This is a genomic window from Acinetobacter sp. 809848 (genome assembly GCF_000581275.1).
GTDB lineage: Bacteria > Pseudomonadota > Gammaproteobacteria > Pseudomonadales > Moraxellaceae > Acinetobacter > Acinetobacter pittii.
Genome location: NZ_JEXG01000015.1, coordinates 15,168 through 33,922, shown reverse-complemented (window position 1 = coordinate 33,922; position 18,755 = coordinate 15,168). Strand labels below are relative to the sequence as shown.

Sequence of the window (18,755 nt, the reverse complement as noted above, 5' to 3'; positions counted from 1 at the left end):
TTTATAGACATATTGTCGTAAAGGGAAAGATAAACGGGTTGATATGCGCTTTAGCCTCTATCCCCAGCGGAAATTCAGACCTCTTCTGACTCCGCACATATTGGAGATTCCCACAATGAGTGGTAAACATCCTTTAGTTCAAGCTGTTGAAAATGCACAGTTAAAATCTGATATCCCTGCTTTTGCTCCTGGTGACACTGTCATCGTTCAAGTAAAAGTAAAAGAGGGTGATCGTGAACGTCTTCAAGCATTTGAAGGTGTTGTAATCGCTAAGAAAAACCGTGGTTTGAACTCTGCGTTCACAGTACGTAAAATTTCTAGCGGTGTTGGTGTTGAGCGTGTATTCCAAACTCACTCACCAGTTGTTGCTAAAATCGAAGTGAAACGTCGTGGTGACGTTCGTCGTGCTAAACTTTACTACCTTCGTGACTTGTCTGGTAAAGCTGCACGTATTCGTGAAAAATTACCAGCTCGTAAAGCGTAAGCTTATAGCGAGTAAAAAAATGCGCCTTTTGGCGCATTTTTTTGTTTAAAAACTATAGTCCTTGAAGTTTCAAACGGTTTGCGTGTTGACGATAAACCGAGACAGGATCGGAAGCGAAAATAGAACGTATACCAAGTACTTGGTTCACTTCATCTAAATGATTCCAGTTGTAATCATCACGAATTGTTTTACCAAATTTGGCACTGCATCGGGAAACAAGTCCATCATTATCACCAAATGGATCAACCACTAAACTACTGCCTGTAAGCGCAATATCAAATGGATCTAATGGGTTGGTCAGCGCTTTATTCCCCGAGAAAGAATACATATAAATACCTTTCTCTTGATATGTCCCTTCACCACAAGAAGTAGTTGGTACACCCATAGGGAATTGAGCATTAAATTGAGCTGAACCTTGAGTTGATAAGCTATGAGCACCTGCTAAAGAGTCATGCGGATAGCTTGTTGGGTCTAGGCCTCCTGCCCAAGTAATGGCTGCTGAAAACCAGTTTACTAACGTTGCCAGTCCAGACAGAGGAGTACCCTCAACGTTCAGGATCACATCTGCCATTGGTGATCCCTTATGAGGTGCACCAATTGTAGTGAGTGAGGCAACTTTTTCTGGCATGATACCGGCCACATAGCGAATTGTCGGGCCCCCATGGCTATGACCGATTAAGTTGACTTTAGGCTTGCCGGTAATGGCAATAATCTCTTCTACTTGCTGGGCAAGTTGTTCACCACGCACTTCTGTTGAGTTAAAAGGTGACACTCTGGTTGCCCAGACATTTCCTCCATTACGAGCAAGATCCGGAAGGATTTGATACCAGTAATCGAGACCAAGTGTATCTGTCCCAACTCGGTTAAAACCTGCCATACCGTGGTTAAAAACCAGTGGATATTTGGTTTGTGCATAAGATGAATAGACGAACGAGTTTTTAACTTGTTCAGCATTTGTGGCATAGGCCGCTGAAATACTCAATCCAGAGAGCATTGCAGCGCAAAAAAACGTTAACTTCCTTTTCATTTTTTACTCACTATTTTTATTTTGTATGAAAAGCAGCTTCTTACTGCTAGTGCTTGTTTAGTCAGTCCCTAATAGGAAAGACTTAATAATTAAATGGCAGTTCACCTCCCTGATCATGGACCGTTTCAAAAGTTCGCAATCTTAATTGTTCTTGTGATGAGTTAAATTGTTGTTGGCGTAATTGTTGTATGGCTTGGCTTTTAGCACTATCACTCATGTTACTTTTAATAATTTCATCTCGACCATCGAGATAACTTGTGACCCTTTGTTGCCAAGCATTCCGTTGCGTATCTAAAGTTTCTAGCCTTTGAGTTGCTTCAGCTCCGACGAGTGCTGTACGCATTTGTCTAAGCTCTTCTGCTGAACCATGGCGTGCTTTAATTTGTTTGGTCAGTGCATGTAAGTCATCAAGTTTAGAAAGTTCTTGTAGGTTTTGCTGCCAGTCTTCAGGAAGTTCTTCGAAACGTTCTTTAAGCTTTTGAGCCTTTTCAATTTCGCTTAAAGAAGAGTCCTCAAGTATTTGCATACGATCTAACGTGTAGTTCTGATAGATATCTTCAGTTGAGAAGAGCCCTTCAACTTCAGCGGCCGAAAAGAAACGTTTTCTTAGATCTTGAATTGAATTAAAGATTTTTTGAAAATAATTTTTATCTTGTTGTTTTGACGAGGGCGTTTGGATTTGAGCAAGCTGTTCACGGTATTTTAAGTAGCGGGCCCATAAATCTATAATCTGTGAGCGAGCGGGCTCTAAATATTTTCCCTGAATAAATTGTCCAAAGTGATTTTTAATTTGCTCTAAATCATTTTCTCCATATTGGGTAATAAAATATTCAAAGCAGTCACGTGTTTGACTATTAACGACCAAATGTTGGGAACTATCAATTTTTAACTGACAGTTAACTTCAGTATCTTGCTGACTTTTACTATGGTAAGCATCTGCATTTAGCGTTGAGTTATTTGTGGGTGGAGCTGATGCTAAATTTTGAGCTGTCTTTTCACTGACTTGGGTTGATCTGTTTTTTGAATCAGGACTTAACCAATAGACACATGCAATGAGGCTCAAAATAAAAAAAACGAGCACGCACCACAATACCTTCTTCTGCATCCCTTGCATAAAGATATCTTCCTTAAGTTTTAATTTGTTGTTTTTTTACTCATTCATTAATGTGCCATAAAATAAGTGAAAAGGCACCTAAATATTGTGAAAATATCTTGCCGAATTTGCTAACATGTCGGCACTTTTTTCTAGCTTTGTGTTCCAGTAAAAATGACGACAAAAAATCAAAAAATTTCTCGTCGCCATATCAGTGGTGTATTTCTATTAAATAAACCATTAGGCTTAAGTTCAAATGCGGCTTTGCAAAAAGTGCGTTGGTTATATCGCGCCCAAAAAGCAGGCCATACTGGAGCGTTAGACCCCTTGGCGACAGGTTTGCTCCCGATTTGTTTGGGAGAGGCGACCAAGTTCTCACATTATTTGCTGGACTCAACAAAGCGTTATCAAACCACTGTTCGATTGGGACAGACCACTACAACAGGTGATGTGGAAGGGGAGATTTTACAAGAGCGTCCTATTCCGGTGCTTAGCCAAGAACTTATTGAACAAACCTTAGAGAAATTTAGAGGAGATATTCAACAAGTTCCACCCATGTATTCGGCTTTGAAAAAAGAAGGTAAGCCGTTATATGAGTTGGCGAGAAAAGGTATAGAGATTGAGCGTGAAGCGCGTCCAGTCACGATTTATGCTTTAGAGCTTATTGAGTTTACCGAAAATAGTATCACTCTGGATGTAACCTGCTCTAAAGGTACATACATCCGTGTACTAGGTGAAGATATTGGTGAAGCACTTGGTTGTGGTGGACATTTAACGATGCTAAATCGGACTCAAACAGGACATTTTGAGCTTATACCGAGTTATACCATTGAATATCTGGAAAGTTTAACAGAAGAGCAAAGAGAAGCTTTGCTACTTCCAGTTTATGCACCAGTTGACCATTTCCTAAAAATTCAAGTTCCGGAAGGGCGTGAAAAATATTTTTGCAACGGTTTAGAAAGCAATATTGAGCATTCAGCAGAAGCAGAAGTTTTGGTGTTTTCAGGTGAGCGCTGTTTAGGCTTAGCAGAGATTACCGATAAAAAACGGTTGGTACCTAAGCGTATCTTAAATTTGTAGTAGATGTAGAGTATAGAGCATGGGCATGGAATGGGATGTTATCCTTAGTTTGATCTTTTTTGCGTTTACTGCAGGAGCAATTGATGCTGCTGTAGGCGGCGGTGGACTCATCCAGATTCCCGGGATCATGAGCACTTTTCCTAACATGTCGACTGCTACGGTGATTGGTACCAATAAAGTCTCATCCATTTTTGGTACTGCATCGGCGGCTTATACATTTGCTAAAAAAGTAAAGTTGCAATGGAAGCTTTTAGCCGTTATTGCCATTTGTGCCTTGATTAGTTCTTTTGCTGGCGCTGCATGTTTATCACTTATTCCACAATCCGTATTGCGTCCTTTCGTTTTCGTAATGTTGATTGTGATTGCGATTTATACCCTAGTTAAAAAGAACTTCGGTCAAGTTCATACCGAGCAAAAAATTACCACGAAAATGTTAATTTTAGCTGGTATTGGTAGTTTGGCCATTGGTTTCTACGACGGTATTTTTGGGCCGGGTACTGGCAGTTTCTTTATTTTCTTCTTTATCCGTTTTTTACAAGTTGATTTCTTGCATGCTTCAGCTTTGTCAAAAATTGGTAATTTTATGACTAACTTAGCTGCGCTGAGTTTCCTCATCCCAACTGGTCACGCTATTTTACATATTGGTTTAATGATGGCGGCGGCTAACGTGCTAGGTTCTATTGTTGGGGTGCGTACTGCACTTAAATATGGCAGTGGTTTTGTGCGAATTATCTTTTTAATTTTGGTAAGTATTCTGATTTGCCGTTTGGGCTATCAAATGTTTGTTACGGGTTAAATAAGATTGAAAGTATGAGCTGTCTCAAAAATGCAGTTCATACTTTTGTGTATCATTTACAGTTAAAAATATAAAAATCATTACAGAAATTTACTAGAAAGAAAACTGTGTAAAAAATAGTCTCATTTTAAGCTACTTAAACATTATAAATTTCAACGTATGATAAACCTTGAAATAAAAAAGATTTTTTAGCTAAAAAATGAGGAAGAGAATGAATATTTTCGAAGCATTAAGAGAAAGCCATGAAAATCAACGTAACCTTTCTGAACAACTCATTCAGACACACGGTTTAACCGAAGAACGAAAAGAATTATTTGATGCATTAAAAAATGAACTTTATGCCCATTCAGTTGCCGAAGATCGTTACCTTTATATTCCTTTAATGTTTGATGATGTCGGTTTAGATATTACGAGACATGCTTTATCTGAACATCATGAAATGGATGAGTTGGTCGAACAACTTGAAAAAACCGATATGAGTAGCCCGAGCTGGTTAGCAACCGCCAAACAGTTGAGTGAAAAAGTCCATCATCATTTAAAAGAAGAAGAACATAAGTTTTTTCAACAAGCCGGAAAAATTCTTAAAGACAGCGAAAAGGAGACACTGGGTAATAAATATTTAAAGGAATATAAAAAGTATAAAAAGCAGCAGTAGAGTAAACCTATGCAGCCTTTTTAGTACTTCTTAAAGTAACACCAATAGAGGCCAGCATTACGCAAGCCAAAGCCACCCATTGCAGCATGCTGATTTCTTCGTGAAGCAATAAGAAACCCGTTAATGCTGCCAATGCTGGTGCTAAACTCGTTAGAGTCCCATAAGTTAATTTATTGAGTTGTTTGAGAGCCATTAAATCAAGTGCATATGGAATTGCAGTCGCTAACACCGCAATAAGTAAGGCTTTACCCCAGTACTGTGTCTCAAGTAATGCAGGAGCATTGTGCCAGATTCCAATTGGCAATAAGGCAAGTGCAGATACACCGATCCCAATCGTTAAGGCGTGCATCCCGATATTTTGAGTCACAACTTTATGACCGAAATAGATATAGAAGGCCCAGCAAAGTCCAGCACCTAGTGCACATGCTGCACCTACATACGAGAAATGGTGTTGAATAGGGTTTTGCCAAGGTACCATGAGTGCAATGCCTAACATGGCCAGTGCTACCCAAATGTAGTCGCTCTTTTGTTTAATAGAAAGAAGCGCAAGACCCAATGGACCAATAAACTCTAATCCAACAGCAATACCTTGGGGTAATTTTCCAAGTGAGGTATAAAATAGGATATTCATTAACCCTAAAGATGCGCAGTACATCAATAAATCACGCCATTTTAAATAGGGTAAGCGTGACCAGATTTTCCAAGAGCGAAACATGATCGCGACGATGACTGTTGCAAAGCTCAGCCTTAAAATTGTAACGGTGAGAGGGTCTAATGTTGCAATGAGCTGTTTGGCAAATGAAGCGCTGATTTGATATGAGACCATAGACAAAATCATATACAGCACAGCAATAATTGGAAGATTTTGCATGGAAAATACTCTAGCGCTTCATCTGATGTCTAAAAATAATGGTGGACAATTATAACGAATACTGTGTTTTAGCTGGCAAATTTCATTAAATTAACTTGCTACTTTTTCACGTTCTTGGCGAGCTTTTTGGGTGGTTATGGTACAACCAACAGAAGCGGTAATAATGGTTGCAAGTGCTAGCCATTGGTTCCATAACAGATATTCGCCTAAAAAGATAAAACCAGATAGCGCTGCAACTGCGGGTTCTAGGCTCATCAATGTTCCAAAGCTTAAAGGTGTCAAATTGCGCAGTGCTAACATTTCTAAAGAGAATGGGAGAGCACTGGCTAAAATAGCCAAACCAATAAAATAAAAAAGATAGGGAAGTTCTATAACTTGTGCAATTGAGCCTGAAAAAAAGGTAATGGGTAATAAGATGCATGCACCTACACTCATTCCCAAGCACACCGTATGATTACCTGAAATACCAGAAGGTTTCTGACCGGCAATAATATAAAGCGCCCAACAAGCCCCTGCACTAATAGCAAATAAAACGCCGATCCAATCTAGACTATGGGCCTGATTGAAAGGGAAAAGTAAAATCAGCCCAATAATTGCGAAGCTCACCCAAACAAAATCATATTTTTGGCGTGCGTGGTATAACGCCACACTTAAAGGTCCAATAAATTCAAAAGCAACCGCGATCCCAATCGGTAAGCGTTCGATCGACAGATAAAACAGTGCGTTCATGCCTGCAAGCGCAAATCCATAAGCTAAAATTGCTTTCCATCGAACCTGACTAAAATTAATTCGCCAAATTCTAAAAATAAAGGCAAGAATAATTGCACCTAAACATAGGCGCATTGCTGAAACAGTCAGTACAGGGAAGTTCTGAAACAGAATTTTTGCTAAAGATGCACTGCTTTGTACGCTTAGCATAGCGAGAATGAGAAAGCCCAAAGCATGCAGCTGAGATTTCTGGTTCGAACTGGACATTTTATTATTTGATCGATTGGTATACTTTTCACATGATAATGTAAATGCCCATAAAAAAGCCACAGACATTGCTGTGGCTTTTAAATTTACAGTTCGTATTAGAACAATACGCGCACGCGAATTGTACCTTCAACTTCATGCAACATATCTAAAGCTTCGTGAGAAGCAGAAGCGTCAACGTCCATGACGAGGTAACCGATGTCGCCTTTAGTCATAAGAGACTGACCAGAAATGTTGATGCCTTGTTCAGCAAACAAGTTGTTGATTTTAGACAATACGCCTGGCACGTTTTTGTGGATGTGCAATAAACGGTGTTGGCCAGCTGTCAATGGTAATGCGATTTCTGGGAAGTTCACCGCAGAAAGTGTCATACCTTTATCAGAGTAAGCAACAAATTTCTCTGCAACTTCTAAACCGATGTTTGCTTGCGCTTCCATGGTTGAACCACCAACGTGAGGAGTTAAAATCACGTTGTCTAATCCGCGAAGTGGAGACTGGAATTCTTCACCGTTTGCTTTTGGTTCTTTCGGGAATACGTCAACCGCTGCACCAGCAATATGACCAGATTTGATTGCATCAGCTAAATCTTCAATCACTACACATGTACCACGTGCAGCATTTAAGAAAATCGCGCCTTCTTTCATTTTCGCAAATTGTTCTTTAGTGAAGAAGTTGCGTGTAGATGGAACATCTGGCACATGTAAAGTCACAACATCTGCAGTTGCTAAAAGCTCATCTAAAGAACCAACTTGGCGAGCATTACCCATTGGTAATTTGGTTACTGCATCATAATAAATAACATGCATACCCATACTTTCAGCAAGAACTGAAAGTTGAGAACCGATGGAACCGTAACCCACAATACCTAAAGTTTTGCCACGAGTTTCAAAAGAACCGACAGCGGACTTGTCCCAACCACCACGATGACAAGCCGCCGATTTTTCAGGAACACGGCGAAGAAGAAGAATCGTTTCAGCAAGTACAAGCTCTGCAACCGAACGCGTATTTGAATACGGTGCGTTGAATACAGGAATACCACGTGCCATTGCTGCTTTAAGATCAACTTGGTTTGTTCCGATACAGAAACAACCTACTGCGATCAATTTGTTTGCAGCTTCGAAAACTTCTTCAGTCAATTGGGTACGCGAACGAATACCAATAAAGTGAGCATCTTTAATTGCTTCTTTAAGCGCTTCGCCTTCAAGAGCAGTTTTACGATAGTCAATATTGGTGTAACCCGCAGCGTTTAAAGTATCGACTGCGTTTTGATGAACGCCTTCTAACAAAAGGAAACGGATTTTATCTTTAGGTAGTGAAAGATGTTGGCTCATTACGGCTCCGCTACAAAGGCCAAATTTGGTGGCGGTATAATAACATACTGGGCGGTGCTATAGATATTTCGTTTATACCATCGCCTTATGGCAATTTTATCTATGTCTAATCACTTCTGTTTATGGCTTTTCGAGCATTTTAAAATATGCTTGGTAGGGGGATAAATGTGATTTTTCTCTGAAAGCCCCATAGAAAGCATTTATTTACGTTAAACATGTTTTGTAGTGACAGTATCTCTAATCTGAACTTTATCGCTTGCGCGGATACATGTAGAATATAGGAGTTCCTTGAACATTATGACTTTGCTCAGGTGAGAACCTTGAGAATTATGAGGTCATAGTCCCACCACAGTTTACTTCTTGCTAGGTCTGCAAACGATGAATGCTCCAGTCGCTTTAACACCTGAGTTACTCACCCAATTAACAGCAATCGTCGGTGAAAACCGTATTAAAACTGATGCTGATAGTCTCGAAAACTGGGGTAAAGATCATACCAAGCATTTTAATCCGAACCCATCGGTCATCGTTTTTCCGTCAACGACTGAACAAGTTCAGGCAGTTGTAAAGCTTGCGAACCAGTTTAATGTTGCGATTACACCGTCAGGTGGTCGTACTGGTCTCTCTGCTGGTGCGGTAGCAACCAATGGTGAAATTGTCATTAGCATGGACAAAATGAACCAAATTCTTGAGTTCTTCCCGGCAGACCGTATGGTGCGTGTTCAAGCTGGTGTTGTGACTGAGCAATTGCAGAATTATGCAGAAGAACAAGGCATGTATTATCCGGTGGACTTTGCGTCAGCGGGTTCTAGTCAGATTGGCGGTAATATTGGTACCAATGCTGGTGGTATTAAAGTTATTAAATATGGCATGACACGTAACTGGGTACTTGGTTTAACTGTAGTGACTGGTAAAGGTGACATCCTGCGTTTAAACAAAGGCATGGTTAAAAATGCAACTGGTTATGCATTACAGCATTTGTTTATTGGCGGTGAAGGCACATTAGGTTTAGTGACCGAAGCAGAAATTAAACTTGAGCGTCAACCACAAAACTTACAAGTTTTAGTTTTAGGTGTTCCAGATTTCGATGCAGTAATGCCTGTGTTACATGCTTTCCAAAAAGACATCGACTTAACTGCATTTGAGTTCTTTGGTGAACTTGCAATGCAAAAAGTTTTAGATCATGGACATGTACAACGCCCATTTGAAACTCAATGCCCGTTCTATGTATTACTTGAGTTTGAAGCTCCATATGAGCCGATTCTCGATAAAGCAATGGAAATTTTCGAGCATTGTATGGAGCAGGGTTGGGTACTTGATGGTGTAATGAGCCAGAGCCTTGACCAAGTAGAAAGCTTATGGCGTTTACGCGAAGATATCTCTGAATCAATCGCGCCATTTATTCCATACAAAAACGATATTTCAGTATTAATTACTCACGTACCTGCATTTATTCGTGAAATTGATGCGATTGTTCAAGAAAACTATCCAGACTTTGAAATTTGCTGGTTCGGTCATATCGGTGACGGTAACTTGCACTTAAATATTTTAAAACCTGAAAACTTAACCAAAGATGAGTTCTTTGCGAAGTGTCAGGTGGTAAATAAATATGTGTTTGATACCGTTAAAAAATACGACGGTTCAATCTCTGCTGAACACGGTGTCGGTATGACGAAAAAGCCATATTTGGAATATTCACGTTCGCCTGAAGAAATTGAATATATGAAAGCTTTGAAAAAAGTATTTGACCCGAATGGTTTGATGAACCCAGGTAAATTATTCGATCTTTAAATTAGATCTATTTTGTAGGACTACATAGTTTCTACAGAGTAACCGACAAAGCCATAGCATCATAAAGCTATGGCTTTTGTTTTGGTGATAAAAATGCAACGTTTATTTTTAATTTCAGCGCTTTGTGCTGGGCTTTTCACTGGGTGTGCGACGACCAGTAAATTAATTCCTTTTGTGGGTTCGGAAACTCCGATGCAACAAGTACTTAAAGCCCAGCCTGAGATCGTAAAAGAGCATAACAATACCTCAGTTCAGCAAGTATTTAACCGAGTAGAATCTCCAACAGTTTCCCGTATTACCGTTATCCAAACAGGTTTAATGGATGATTCTGTTTCTGCAATCCGAACAGAATATTCATTTAAGCTAGTTGATGAAAAGTGGCAATTGCAAAATAAGCAAAAGAGCTATCAATGCGCGAGAGGGAAAGGCTCTAGAGGTTTTCAAACCCAGCTTTGCTCTTAAAAATAAAAAAGACGATAAATATATCGTCTTTTTTTATAGTCTAAATTATACGCCGTTTTCTAAAATTTTAATTTTAACGTCAACTACATCATCTTTAACTGCTTCATGATGTGCTTGCATATGATGCGTCGCTAAATGTGCTTCAAGATGGGCAACACTTTGCCATTTTTCTAGCATGACAATCATGTCAGGCTCTTGGGTTTGGAAGCTCGCATTTGATTTGTGATCAACTAAAGGTTCATAACCATGACAACCATCTTCTGCTAAAACAGTTGGAATGATTTTTTGAAAGGCATCCAATACGTTCTGGCGATGCTGTCCACCCGATTTAGTACGAATTTCCGCAATAATGGTTAGCATGGATTTCTCCTTATTAGGCTGCTGCAAATACAGTATTTAAGTGTGCTTTATATTCTTCAACATAACTATCAACGTCAGGCATTTTAATTACGTCATTTACGATAAATGTCGGAAGGGTGCTCATGCCTAAGAACTGATTGGCTTTATGAAATGGTAAATAAACACCATCTACACCTACGCCGTGGAAGAATTGATCTGCATCTTCAAATGCTTCCATTGGAGCATTCCAAGTCAATGACAGCATATATTTTTTGTCATGAATTAGACCACCTGAACCATATTTTTTTGAGGCATCAGAACGGCTACGCCCATCACTTGCATAAAGTGAACCATGACCAGTGGTAAAGACATCATCAATATACTTTTTGACTGTCCAAGGTGCGCCCATCCACCAGCCTGGCATTTGATAAATAACAACATCTGCCCATAAGTATTTTTCAACTTCACTTTCAGCATCATAATTGCTGTCTGCACGGGTGACTTGAACTTCGTGGCCGAGTTCCGTGAGATGTGTGGTTGCTAGGGTGGTTAATGTGTCATTTAATTCACCGTTTGAGTGGGCAAATTGTTTAGCACCATTAATCACTAAAATCTTACTCATGGATGTTGCTCTCATTAAATTCCTGTATTTGACGCATACTCTATGAGATTTACTGTTGTAGAAAAATGCATGAATAGGAAAAATATTGTTGATAAAAAATCAATAATTATTATTGGATTTCTATTTAAAATTAATCTATCTCATTAATATCAATAAGTTTATACTTATTTACAAAGCTCAAAAGGAAAAAGTGGCCTATTATCTTTAGCATTAATTTTGAGTAAATAGAGGGGAAGAGTGATGAAAAAGAATGGTTTGTTGATTATTTTCAGCTTAAGCATATTAACAGCTTGTGCTCCCCCTCAAAATTCTTCTGCTCAACTTGCTGATAGTCCTATACAGGCTGTATTACTCGATCAACCAGATCTTTTAAATGATGCAAGCAATTTAGATATTTCACAGCAAATGAATGCTTCGGATGATCCTTCCAATGCTCAAGTTACTATTTTGCAAACAGAGCCTAGTCCAGATGCGGTGTCGAAAACACGTACTGAATATTTATTAAAACGAGATCAGCAAATCTGGAAAATTGTGAATAAAAAGCAAAGCTATCAATGTACAAAAGGAGAGGAAACTACAGATTTTCAAGTTAATCCTTGCCCATGATGCTTAATTTTTTATCGAATATGTGGATAACTTTGAGTTTGTGCACAAGCATAATTTGCATGCCCTTTTGTGCAAAAAACTGAAATTTAAGCTTCTTGAAATTGCATGATTGCTGATCAATTTAAAAAGTGCTATTGTTGCGCTCGGCAATTGTGCCAATTGGTAAAAATTACCGAATCTCACGTCATATATTTTTTCTCGTTTTAGACACCTTGTGAATACGGTGTTTCACACTCTAAACATGCACTCTCACGGCATATAACAACTTAACTAAAGATTGATTGACCATACATGTCATCGTCATGACTACATCTTATTTTATAGGTAGTCGTACAGACATATGGCCGCTATTTTGAAGTGTACAACTCATGAAAAATATTCAAACGACAACGTTGAACCGTACAACGTTGATGTTTCCTTTGGCCTTAGTGCTATTTGAATTTGCGGTTTATATTGGTAATGACCTGATTCAGCCAGCCATGTTGGCAATTACTGAAGATTTTGGTGTAAGTGCAACTTGGGCACCATCTTCGATGTCATTTTATTTATTAGGTGGCGCATCTGTTGCATGGTTACTTGGTCCTTTGTCGGACCGTCTCGGACGTAAAAAAGTACTATTAGCAGGAGTTTTATTCTTTGCTCTATGCTGTTTTTTAATTTTACTGACGACGCAAATCGAGCAATTTCTAGCTTTAAGATTTTTGCAGGGAATTGGTTTAACTGTAATTTCAGCCGTTGGTTATGCGGCCATTCAAGAAAGTTTTGCTGAACGTGATGCGATTAAAGTCATGGCACTCATGGCAAATATCTCATTACTTGCACCCTTGCTAGGACCTGTACTTGGCGCTTTCTTAATTGATTATGTGTCTTGGCACTGGGGCTTTGTCGCCATCGCTGTATTGGCATTACTCAGTTGGATCGGGTTGAAAAAACAGATGCCAAGCCAGCAAGTCAGTGTAACCAAGCAACCTTTTAGTTATCTTTTTGATGATTTTAAAAAGGTGTTTGCCAACCGCCGGTTTTTAGGTTTAAGCCTCGCATTACCTTTAGTGGGTATGCCTTTAATGCTATGGATTGCTTTATCTCCAATCATTTTAGTAGATGAATTAAAGCTCACCAGTGTGCAATATGGCTTAGCTCAATTCCCCGTATTTTTGGGTTTAATCGTAGGCAACATTGTCTTAATCAAAATTATTGACCGTTTGCCTTTGGGTAAAACCGTCATGATGGGTTTGCCGATTATGCTAACCGGTACACTCATTTTAATATTAGGTGTAGTGTGGCAAACCTATCTCATACCATGTTTGCTTACAGGCATGACACTGATTTGTTTTGGTGAGGGGATTAGTTTCTCGGTCTTGTATCGTTTTGCGCTCATGTCATCTGAGGTATCAAAAGGAACTGTTGCAGCAGCAGTTTCAATGTTACTGATGATGAGCTTCTTTGCAATGATTGAACTTGTACGTTATCTCTATACACAATTTCATTTATGGGCTTTTGCATTGTCTGCATTTACTTTTATTGCTCTTTGGTTTAGCCAACCGCGAAGTGCTTTGAAGCAGGAAATGCAAGAAAGACTTCAACAAGGCAACAATTAAATAAAAAATACCGGAAGTGATATTCCGGTATTTTTTTTATTCTACTTAATCTCATGTTCTAAAAGTTTGTCTTTAAGTGTTAATAATTCTGGCAAGGTTTCTAGCAATAAACTGATTTGTTTTAACACGAGTGTGTAATTCTCTGAAAAGTGCTCATGAGTAGTTAGGCTTTGAATTTGCGCTAAAGTCTGCTCAAGGAAATTGAAATCAATATAAGCCGGATCAAATAAGCTCTGTTTAAGAATTTGCTGACAATCCAGTAAGAGTTGTAATACCTGTTGATCATCAATTTTTTGTCGTTGGCTTCCTAACGCTGCCACGTAACTTAGTTGGCTGTGGCTATAAACCAGATAACGAAAAGCATAATGGATGAGTTGAGGATTCGGGTTCGGTTCAGCACTTAGGCTCGAGATCATGTTGGATAGCTCAATCTGAGCGTTATGCGCAGCACGACGAATTCGGCGGTACTCTATATCCTGATTTTTGCCATATTGATATTGCTCAACAATCACATTGAAATAATCTAAGGTCGCTTTGCTGCTTTTATTAATATTATTGGGGATGTTTCGAAAGTTCCAGTCGGGCCAAATAAAGTTTACGGCGAGCCATGCAATAAAGCAGCCTAATAAGGTATCTATCAGTCGAGGCAAAATAATACTGTAGCCAGCGCCTTTTAAGTTAAAAATTAATAGCACCATAAAGGTAGCCATGAGCGTAGCCAAAGCATATTTCTTTTGGCGTAAGTAAAAAAAGCAAACTCCACAAATAATTGTAATGATGAGCTGGCCTTCAATACTCGGTACAAAATATAAAATAGGTATTCCTAATAAAACACCGAGTAAGGTACCAATCGTTCTTAATTTAAGACGGCTTTTAGTCGCAAAATAAGTAATCTGACAGACAAACAAACTGGTTAGTAAAATCCAGTAGCCATGCTGCGCAAAGGGTAATAATGAAATTGCATAACCTGCGGCGAAAACCACAGCAATTCGTATGGCATGCCTAAACAGCGCTGACTGTGGCGTAAGTTGTTGCCGAAGTTTTAAGATAAGATCTGAAAATCCTTGAATATCATCATCAAGTAAATTTAAGTGTTCTTGTCTTGTTTGAGTGTTATTTTCAGGAACAGGTTGAGCATATTGCAGTTGTTCAAATTGTTCATGCATTCCTTTTAAATTATCAAAAATAAGTTTTAAATTTTTAACTTCAAAATTTTGTGGATGTTGTTGTATCCAATCTTTTAAAGAACTTTCCAAATGTCCTAGTACTTTCTGACTTTCTTGCGAAGGCTGATATGGCTGGTTATATAAAATACATTGAGCTAGGTCTTGGCATGCTTGTGCTTGTAGACGCAGGTTTTTTTGAAAACGGAAAATAAGATCACTACGGCTAAAATTCTGTTGAATATGTTCGTAATGTAAATAATTTGAAGTGGCTTGCTCGTGAATATCTCGTGCGAAAAAATATAGGTTTAGCCAATAGATACTTTTATTACTGACTCTGGAAGCTTTGAGCCGAGTAAGTAGAGAACTGCGTATTTGATTGAGGCTTTGGGCAACTTGCGTATTTTGTAGAGATAATTCATATAAAAGCTGCTCAACATTCTCTTTATTGTCCGGATCAAACAAACGAGCTTTTGCTTGTAGTAGAACAGAAATTTCTTTAAAAATTTGTGAGAGCTTATCTTGTAAGGGAAGTGTCGGTTTAATAATAAAAAATAAAATAGAAGTTAAACCGTACCACAGAGCACCATAAACAAAATAAGTAGGTTGTTGATACCAATGTGCGTATTCGCCTAAACCGAACATACTATAAATAGAGAGCAGAATCGTGCCAAAAGAAATCGTGGCATAACGTTGCCCTAAGGCGCCTAGTAATATGAAAAAAGCGCTTGAGATAGAGAGATATAAAATAAAGAAAATTTTGTAAGGAGCTAAAAAGCCAAGAATACTACTGACTGTAAAAAAGAGCAGGCAGACATAGATCAAGTTGCGTAATCGAATACTTAAACGATCATCAAAGTCTGTCAATGCTGCTGCAATTGCGCCTAAGGTTACAGGAACAATGAGTTGATTATAGCCTAGCCAAAGCAAACCTAAAGTTGTGCCAGTGAGTACAATCAGAATTTGCAGGCAATAAATTAAAATAGAGTTCGTCTTAAAGCTATTAAATATTTGGGTCAGATAATTCACGGCTTTTGTTCTAAATTAGAGAATACGTGAGGAAGCACTATGTAACTTTAAATTTTTATTACTTCAAAAATATTATTCTTTTTATCTACAAAAGTCAGTCATTTTTTTAGATTTTATTAGACTTAAACCAAGTTGTAACGATCAATAAATTAACAGAATTGTGGATATCTTTTTAGATACCCACAATTTAAAAAATACATAAATTATTTAATCACGCCACACGCAATTCGTGCTCCGCCACCGCCAAGAGGTTGAGGTGAGTCTGAATAATTGTCACCACCCGCATGGATCATAATCGCTCGACCCTGAATATCAGCAAGTTTTAATCGAGGTGCGATTACGGCAGTTGTTGCAACACCTGTATTATCGACAACTAAAACAGGTAGATCGCCTAAATGGCCAGTGGTTGGAGTACCATGATGAGGGGCTTGGTTCGGGTTATAGTGGCTACCGGCAGCTAAAGCAGCGCCAGGTTTTCCATCTTTTACAGCAGGTGCACAAGAAGCGTTTTCATGAATATGGAAACCACGAGTACCACTTGGTAAATCAGCAAGAGCAGGGGTAATAATTAAGCCTTTGTCGCTATCTTGAAAGCTAATCGTACCTATTTTTTTTCCAATACCGTTAGCTGTCACTTCATTTACGTCGACCACTTTTTTAGTATGCATTGAGGTTAATGCTTGGGCTGTGTCAGATACAGTTTTAGTTACCGAACTACAGCCAACGGTAAAAAGGGCTGTAAGCGCACAGACTGCGCCAATTTTATTAAACATCTGCATGATTGGATGTCCTTATAAATATATATGATTGTTTGATTCAAACAAACAGAGGTCTGACCTACAAGTTAATTTAAATAGTTAATTTGTATCTAGAAACATTTTTAAATTAAATCTCTATGTCACTTTTCATCATTAGACGATTCACTCTCAGAATCATAAATCATGGTCGTTTTTGGCATAGGTTCAGGTTCAATCGTTTCATGTAACCATTCACGCCAAATTGCCAGTAAAATAGCCAAAATTACAGGGCCAATAAATAAACCGACTAAGCCAAAACTCGCAATACCGCCTAATACACCAAACATAATTAATAAGAAAGGAATTTTGGTGGCACCAGAAATGACGAGTGGTCTAATCACATTATCCGAGCTACTAACAATCAGCACACCCCAAACCACAACACCAATTGCTTCCATGGTTTGTCCCTGAGAGAACAACCATAAGCCAACGCCTAAATAAGAAATTGGAGTACCAAATGGAATTAAAGCCAATAAGAAAGTAACAATAGTGAGTACCATAGGGTTTGGTACACCTGCTACGAAGTAACTTAATCCAGCTAAAACGGCTTGAGCAATTGCAGTTAAACCCACACCATAGACTACTGCACGAGTTGTTTCAGAAATTGTATCGAGATAATGATGAATACGAGGGCCAATGACCATTTCTAAAGCTTTACTCACTTGAGATAAAATCATTTGTCCATCACGATAGAAGAAAAATAGGCTGAATACTGCAAAGCCAAGTTTGACAATATTTTTACTAATTTCACCAAGCAGCACGCGACCATAACTTAAATGGCTTTGTACCCAAGCTGCGATATTTTGAATCGTACTATTAGGGTCGTTGTTTAACTCATTGAGTGTACGAGAAATCTCTTTTCCTACAAAAGGAAGATCACGAATAAAATCTGGAACGCTTAAATGACCCGAAAAAACCTGACGTTGTAAATCAAAATATAAGTTACGCCCCTCATGCTGCAAAATAAAAACCGCGCATGTAAAGGGGATGCCAACTACCAAAATGACCAGACTAATCATTAGGGTTGCGTTTAAAGTATTACGTGATTCTCCAAAAAAGCGCTGAATTCTTAAATAAATAGGCCAAGTCATATATGCAATGATGGCAGCCCAAAGTACAGGAACAATAAAATATTTCAGGATATTAAATCCTAAAAAAATCAAAATAAAAAACAGCCCAAACAATAAAACGCGCTGTAAATTAGGAGCGTATGGATGCACGAACAATATTTCTCTAATTTTCTACATAGAATAAAGTCATATTAACTGAAAAATAACCTGAGGCAAATTTTAAGGCCGTAATGTAAAGAACCTTATACATCCCGTTTTAAAGGCTAAAATTTCTTTAAAACCACTCAGCTTTATCTTCAATTAACTTGTTTAGAACAGGTTGCCATTGATTTTGGATACTAATAAAGTTTTTTTGCGGTTTATCAAAAATGCTTAAACCTTGCATTGCTAAGCTGCCATAGGCAGTGCGTTCAGCAATCCATGCAACAGGTTCCTGTTCAATTTTTTCAAAGAACTGCTGGATATCTTTTGAGCTTGCACTATTTGGTTTTACACGGTTAGCAAGAAGCAAAATCTGTACTTTGCCTTTGCGAATACGTTTAATATCTTGTAAATGCTTCAAAAAGCGACGAGTACTGTCTATGTCAAAAAATGAAGGCTGAAGCGGAGTAATAATGGCATGAGCTTCACTAATAAGTTGTTCAGCATGCTCACCTGACAGAGCACCAGGCGCATCAATAATTAAATAGTCCAGATTTTTGGGTGCATCACCAATTGATTTCTCATGACGCCAGTCTAGGCTTTGAATCGTTGCAACGGTATCAGGGCGCTGTTTTAACCATTGTAAAGCCGATTTTTGATTGTCCGAATCTGCTAATGCTACTTTATATCCTTTTTGTGCCAATGCTGTTGCCAACGTAATGGCCGTCATGGTTTTTCCGCATCCGCCCTTTTGATTTGCAATAAGTATCGTTTTCATAAATCCAATTATTTTCAGCAGCACATTTGTTTATGTTTTATACCTTAGCA

19 protein-coding genes are annotated in these 18,755 nt (G+C 38.6%); 8 read left to right on the top strand and 11 right to left on the bottom strand.

Features of this window, described 5'->3' with window-relative positions:
* Positions 1-115: 115 nt before the first annotated feature.
* A complete protein-coding gene (gene rplS, locus J536_RS14140) occupies positions 116-484 on the top strand; it encodes a 50S ribosomal protein L19 (protein WP_002116654.1) in 369 nt (122 codons plus the stop codon).
* Positions 485-536: 52 nt separating this feature from the next.
* Here the strand turns inward: rplS and J536_RS14135 are convergent, their stop codons facing one another.
* Both J536_RS14135 and J536_RS14130 read right to left on the bottom strand, forming a co-directional pair.
* Entirely contained in the window at positions 537-1,478 is a 942-nt protein-coding gene (locus J536_RS14135) for a lipase family alpha/beta hydrolase (RefSeq protein WP_080777126.1), read from the bottom strand.
* Positions 1,479-1,593: 115 nt separating this feature from the next.
* On the bottom strand, positions 1,594-2,625 hold the full coding sequence (locus J536_RS14130; protein ID WP_032063173.1) for a lipase secretion chaperone: 1,032 nt from the start codon (positions 2,623-2,625) through the stop codon (positions 1,594-1,596).
* A 153-nt stretch (positions 2,626-2,778) separates the two neighbouring features.
* Here J536_RS14130 and truB point away from each other — a divergent pair, with 153 nt between their 5' ends.
* From truB to J536_RS14115, 3 genes are all read left to right on the top strand, one after another.
* Positions 2,779-3,684, top strand: coding sequence for a tRNA pseudouridine(55) synthase TruB (truB, locus tag J536_RS14125; protein WP_002116937.1), 906 nt, complete (start codon positions 2,779-2,781; stop codon positions 3,682-3,684).
* A 19-nt stretch (positions 3,685-3,703) separates the two neighbouring features.
* On the top strand, positions 3,704-4,480 hold the full coding sequence (locus J536_RS14120; protein WP_000525218.1) for a sulfite exporter TauE/SafE family protein: 777 nt from the start codon (positions 3,704-3,706) through the stop codon (positions 4,478-4,480).
* A 211-nt stretch (positions 4,481-4,691) separates the two neighbouring features.
* A complete protein-coding gene (locus tag J536_RS14115; RefSeq protein ID WP_001019905.1) occupies positions 4,692-5,135 on the top strand; it encodes a hemerythrin domain-containing protein in 444 nt (147 codons plus the stop codon).
* A gap of 7 nt (positions 5,136-5,142) precedes the next feature.
* On the opposite strand, the gene J536_RS14110 is transcribed toward J536_RS14115, so the two are convergent.
* The 3 genes from J536_RS14110 to serA form a co-directional block, all read right to left on the bottom strand.
* The gene (locus J536_RS14110; RefSeq protein WP_014207805.1) at positions 5,143-6,006 is read right to left on the bottom strand and encodes an EamA family transporter; all 864 of its coding nucleotides are present in this window, start codon (positions 6,004-6,006) and stop codon (positions 5,143-5,145) included.
* A 90-nt stretch (positions 6,007-6,096) separates the two neighbouring features.
* A complete protein-coding gene (locus J536_RS14105) occupies positions 6,097-6,981 on the bottom strand; it encodes an EamA family transporter (protein WP_005804555.1) in 885 nt (294 codons plus the stop codon).
* A 98-nt stretch (positions 6,982-7,079) separates the two neighbouring features.
* Complete coding sequence (gene serA, locus J536_RS14100) at positions 7,080-8,312, bottom strand: phosphoglycerate dehydrogenase (protein WP_004705258.1); 1,233 nt, start codon at positions 8,310-8,312, stop codon at positions 7,080-7,082.
* A 378-nt stretch (positions 8,313-8,690) separates the two neighbouring features.
* On the opposite strand from serA, the gene J536_RS14095 reads away from it, so the two are divergent.
* Entirely contained in the window at positions 8,691-10,100 is a 1,410-nt protein-coding gene (locus tag J536_RS14095; protein WP_002116692.1) for an FAD-binding oxidoreductase, read from the top strand.
* 93 nt (positions 10,101-10,193) lie between these two features.
* On the top strand, positions 10,194-10,562 hold the full coding sequence (locus J536_RS14090) for a hypothetical protein (RefSeq protein ID WP_017400479.1): 369 nt from the start codon (positions 10,194-10,196) through the stop codon (positions 10,560-10,562).
* 45 nt (positions 10,563-10,607) lie between these two features.
* Here the strand turns inward: J536_RS14090 and J536_RS14085 are convergent, their stop codons facing one another.
* A complete protein-coding gene (locus J536_RS14085; RefSeq protein ID WP_032057273.1) occupies positions 10,608-10,922 on the bottom strand; it encodes a putative quinol monooxygenase in 315 nt (104 codons plus the stop codon).
* Between the two features lie 13 nt (positions 10,923-10,935).
* A complete protein-coding gene (locus tag J536_RS14080; RefSeq protein ID WP_014207799.1) occupies positions 10,936-11,523 on the bottom strand; it encodes an NAD(P)H-dependent oxidoreductase in 588 nt (195 codons plus the stop codon).
* A 237-nt stretch (positions 11,524-11,760) separates the two neighbouring features.
* Here J536_RS14080 and J536_RS14075 point away from each other — a divergent pair, with 237 nt between their 5' ends.
* Positions 11,761-12,129, top strand: a complete 369-nt coding sequence (locus J536_RS14075) for a hypothetical protein (RefSeq protein ID WP_014207798.1) — start codon at positions 11,761-11,763, stop codon at positions 12,127-12,129.
* 368 nt (positions 12,130-12,497) lie between these two features.
* Complete coding sequence (locus tag J536_RS14070) at positions 12,498-13,727, top strand: MFS transporter (protein WP_005067162.1); 1,230 nt, start codon at positions 12,498-12,500, stop codon at positions 13,725-13,727.
* A gap of 41 nt (positions 13,728-13,768) precedes the next feature.
* Here the strand turns inward: J536_RS14070 and yccS are convergent, their stop codons facing one another.
* The 4 genes from yccS to J536_RS14050 form a co-directional block, all read right to left on the bottom strand.
* Complete coding sequence (gene yccS / locus J536_RS14065) at positions 13,769-15,919, bottom strand: YccS family putative transporter (RefSeq protein WP_032063171.1); 2,151 nt, start codon at positions 15,917-15,919, stop codon at positions 13,769-13,771.
* A gap of 203 nt (positions 15,920-16,122) precedes the next feature.
* Positions 16,123-16,692: a superoxide dismutase family protein gene (gene sodC / locus J536_RS14060; protein WP_075383285.1), complete on the bottom strand. Its 570-nt coding sequence runs from the start codon at positions 16,690-16,692 to the stop codon at positions 16,123-16,125.
* 125 nt (positions 16,693-16,817) lie between these two features.
* Complete coding sequence (locus J536_RS14055; protein ID WP_002117074.1) at positions 16,818-17,936, bottom strand: AI-2E family transporter; 1,119 nt, start codon at positions 17,934-17,936, stop codon at positions 16,818-16,820.
* A 124-nt stretch (positions 17,937-18,060) separates the two neighbouring features.
* Positions 18,061-18,705 carry a ParA family protein gene (locus J536_RS14050; protein WP_005804567.1) on the bottom strand — a complete coding sequence of 215 codons (645 nt, stop codon included), beginning with the start codon at positions 18,703-18,705 and terminating at the stop codon, positions 18,061-18,063.
* Positions 18,706-18,755: the final 50 nt, after the last annotated feature.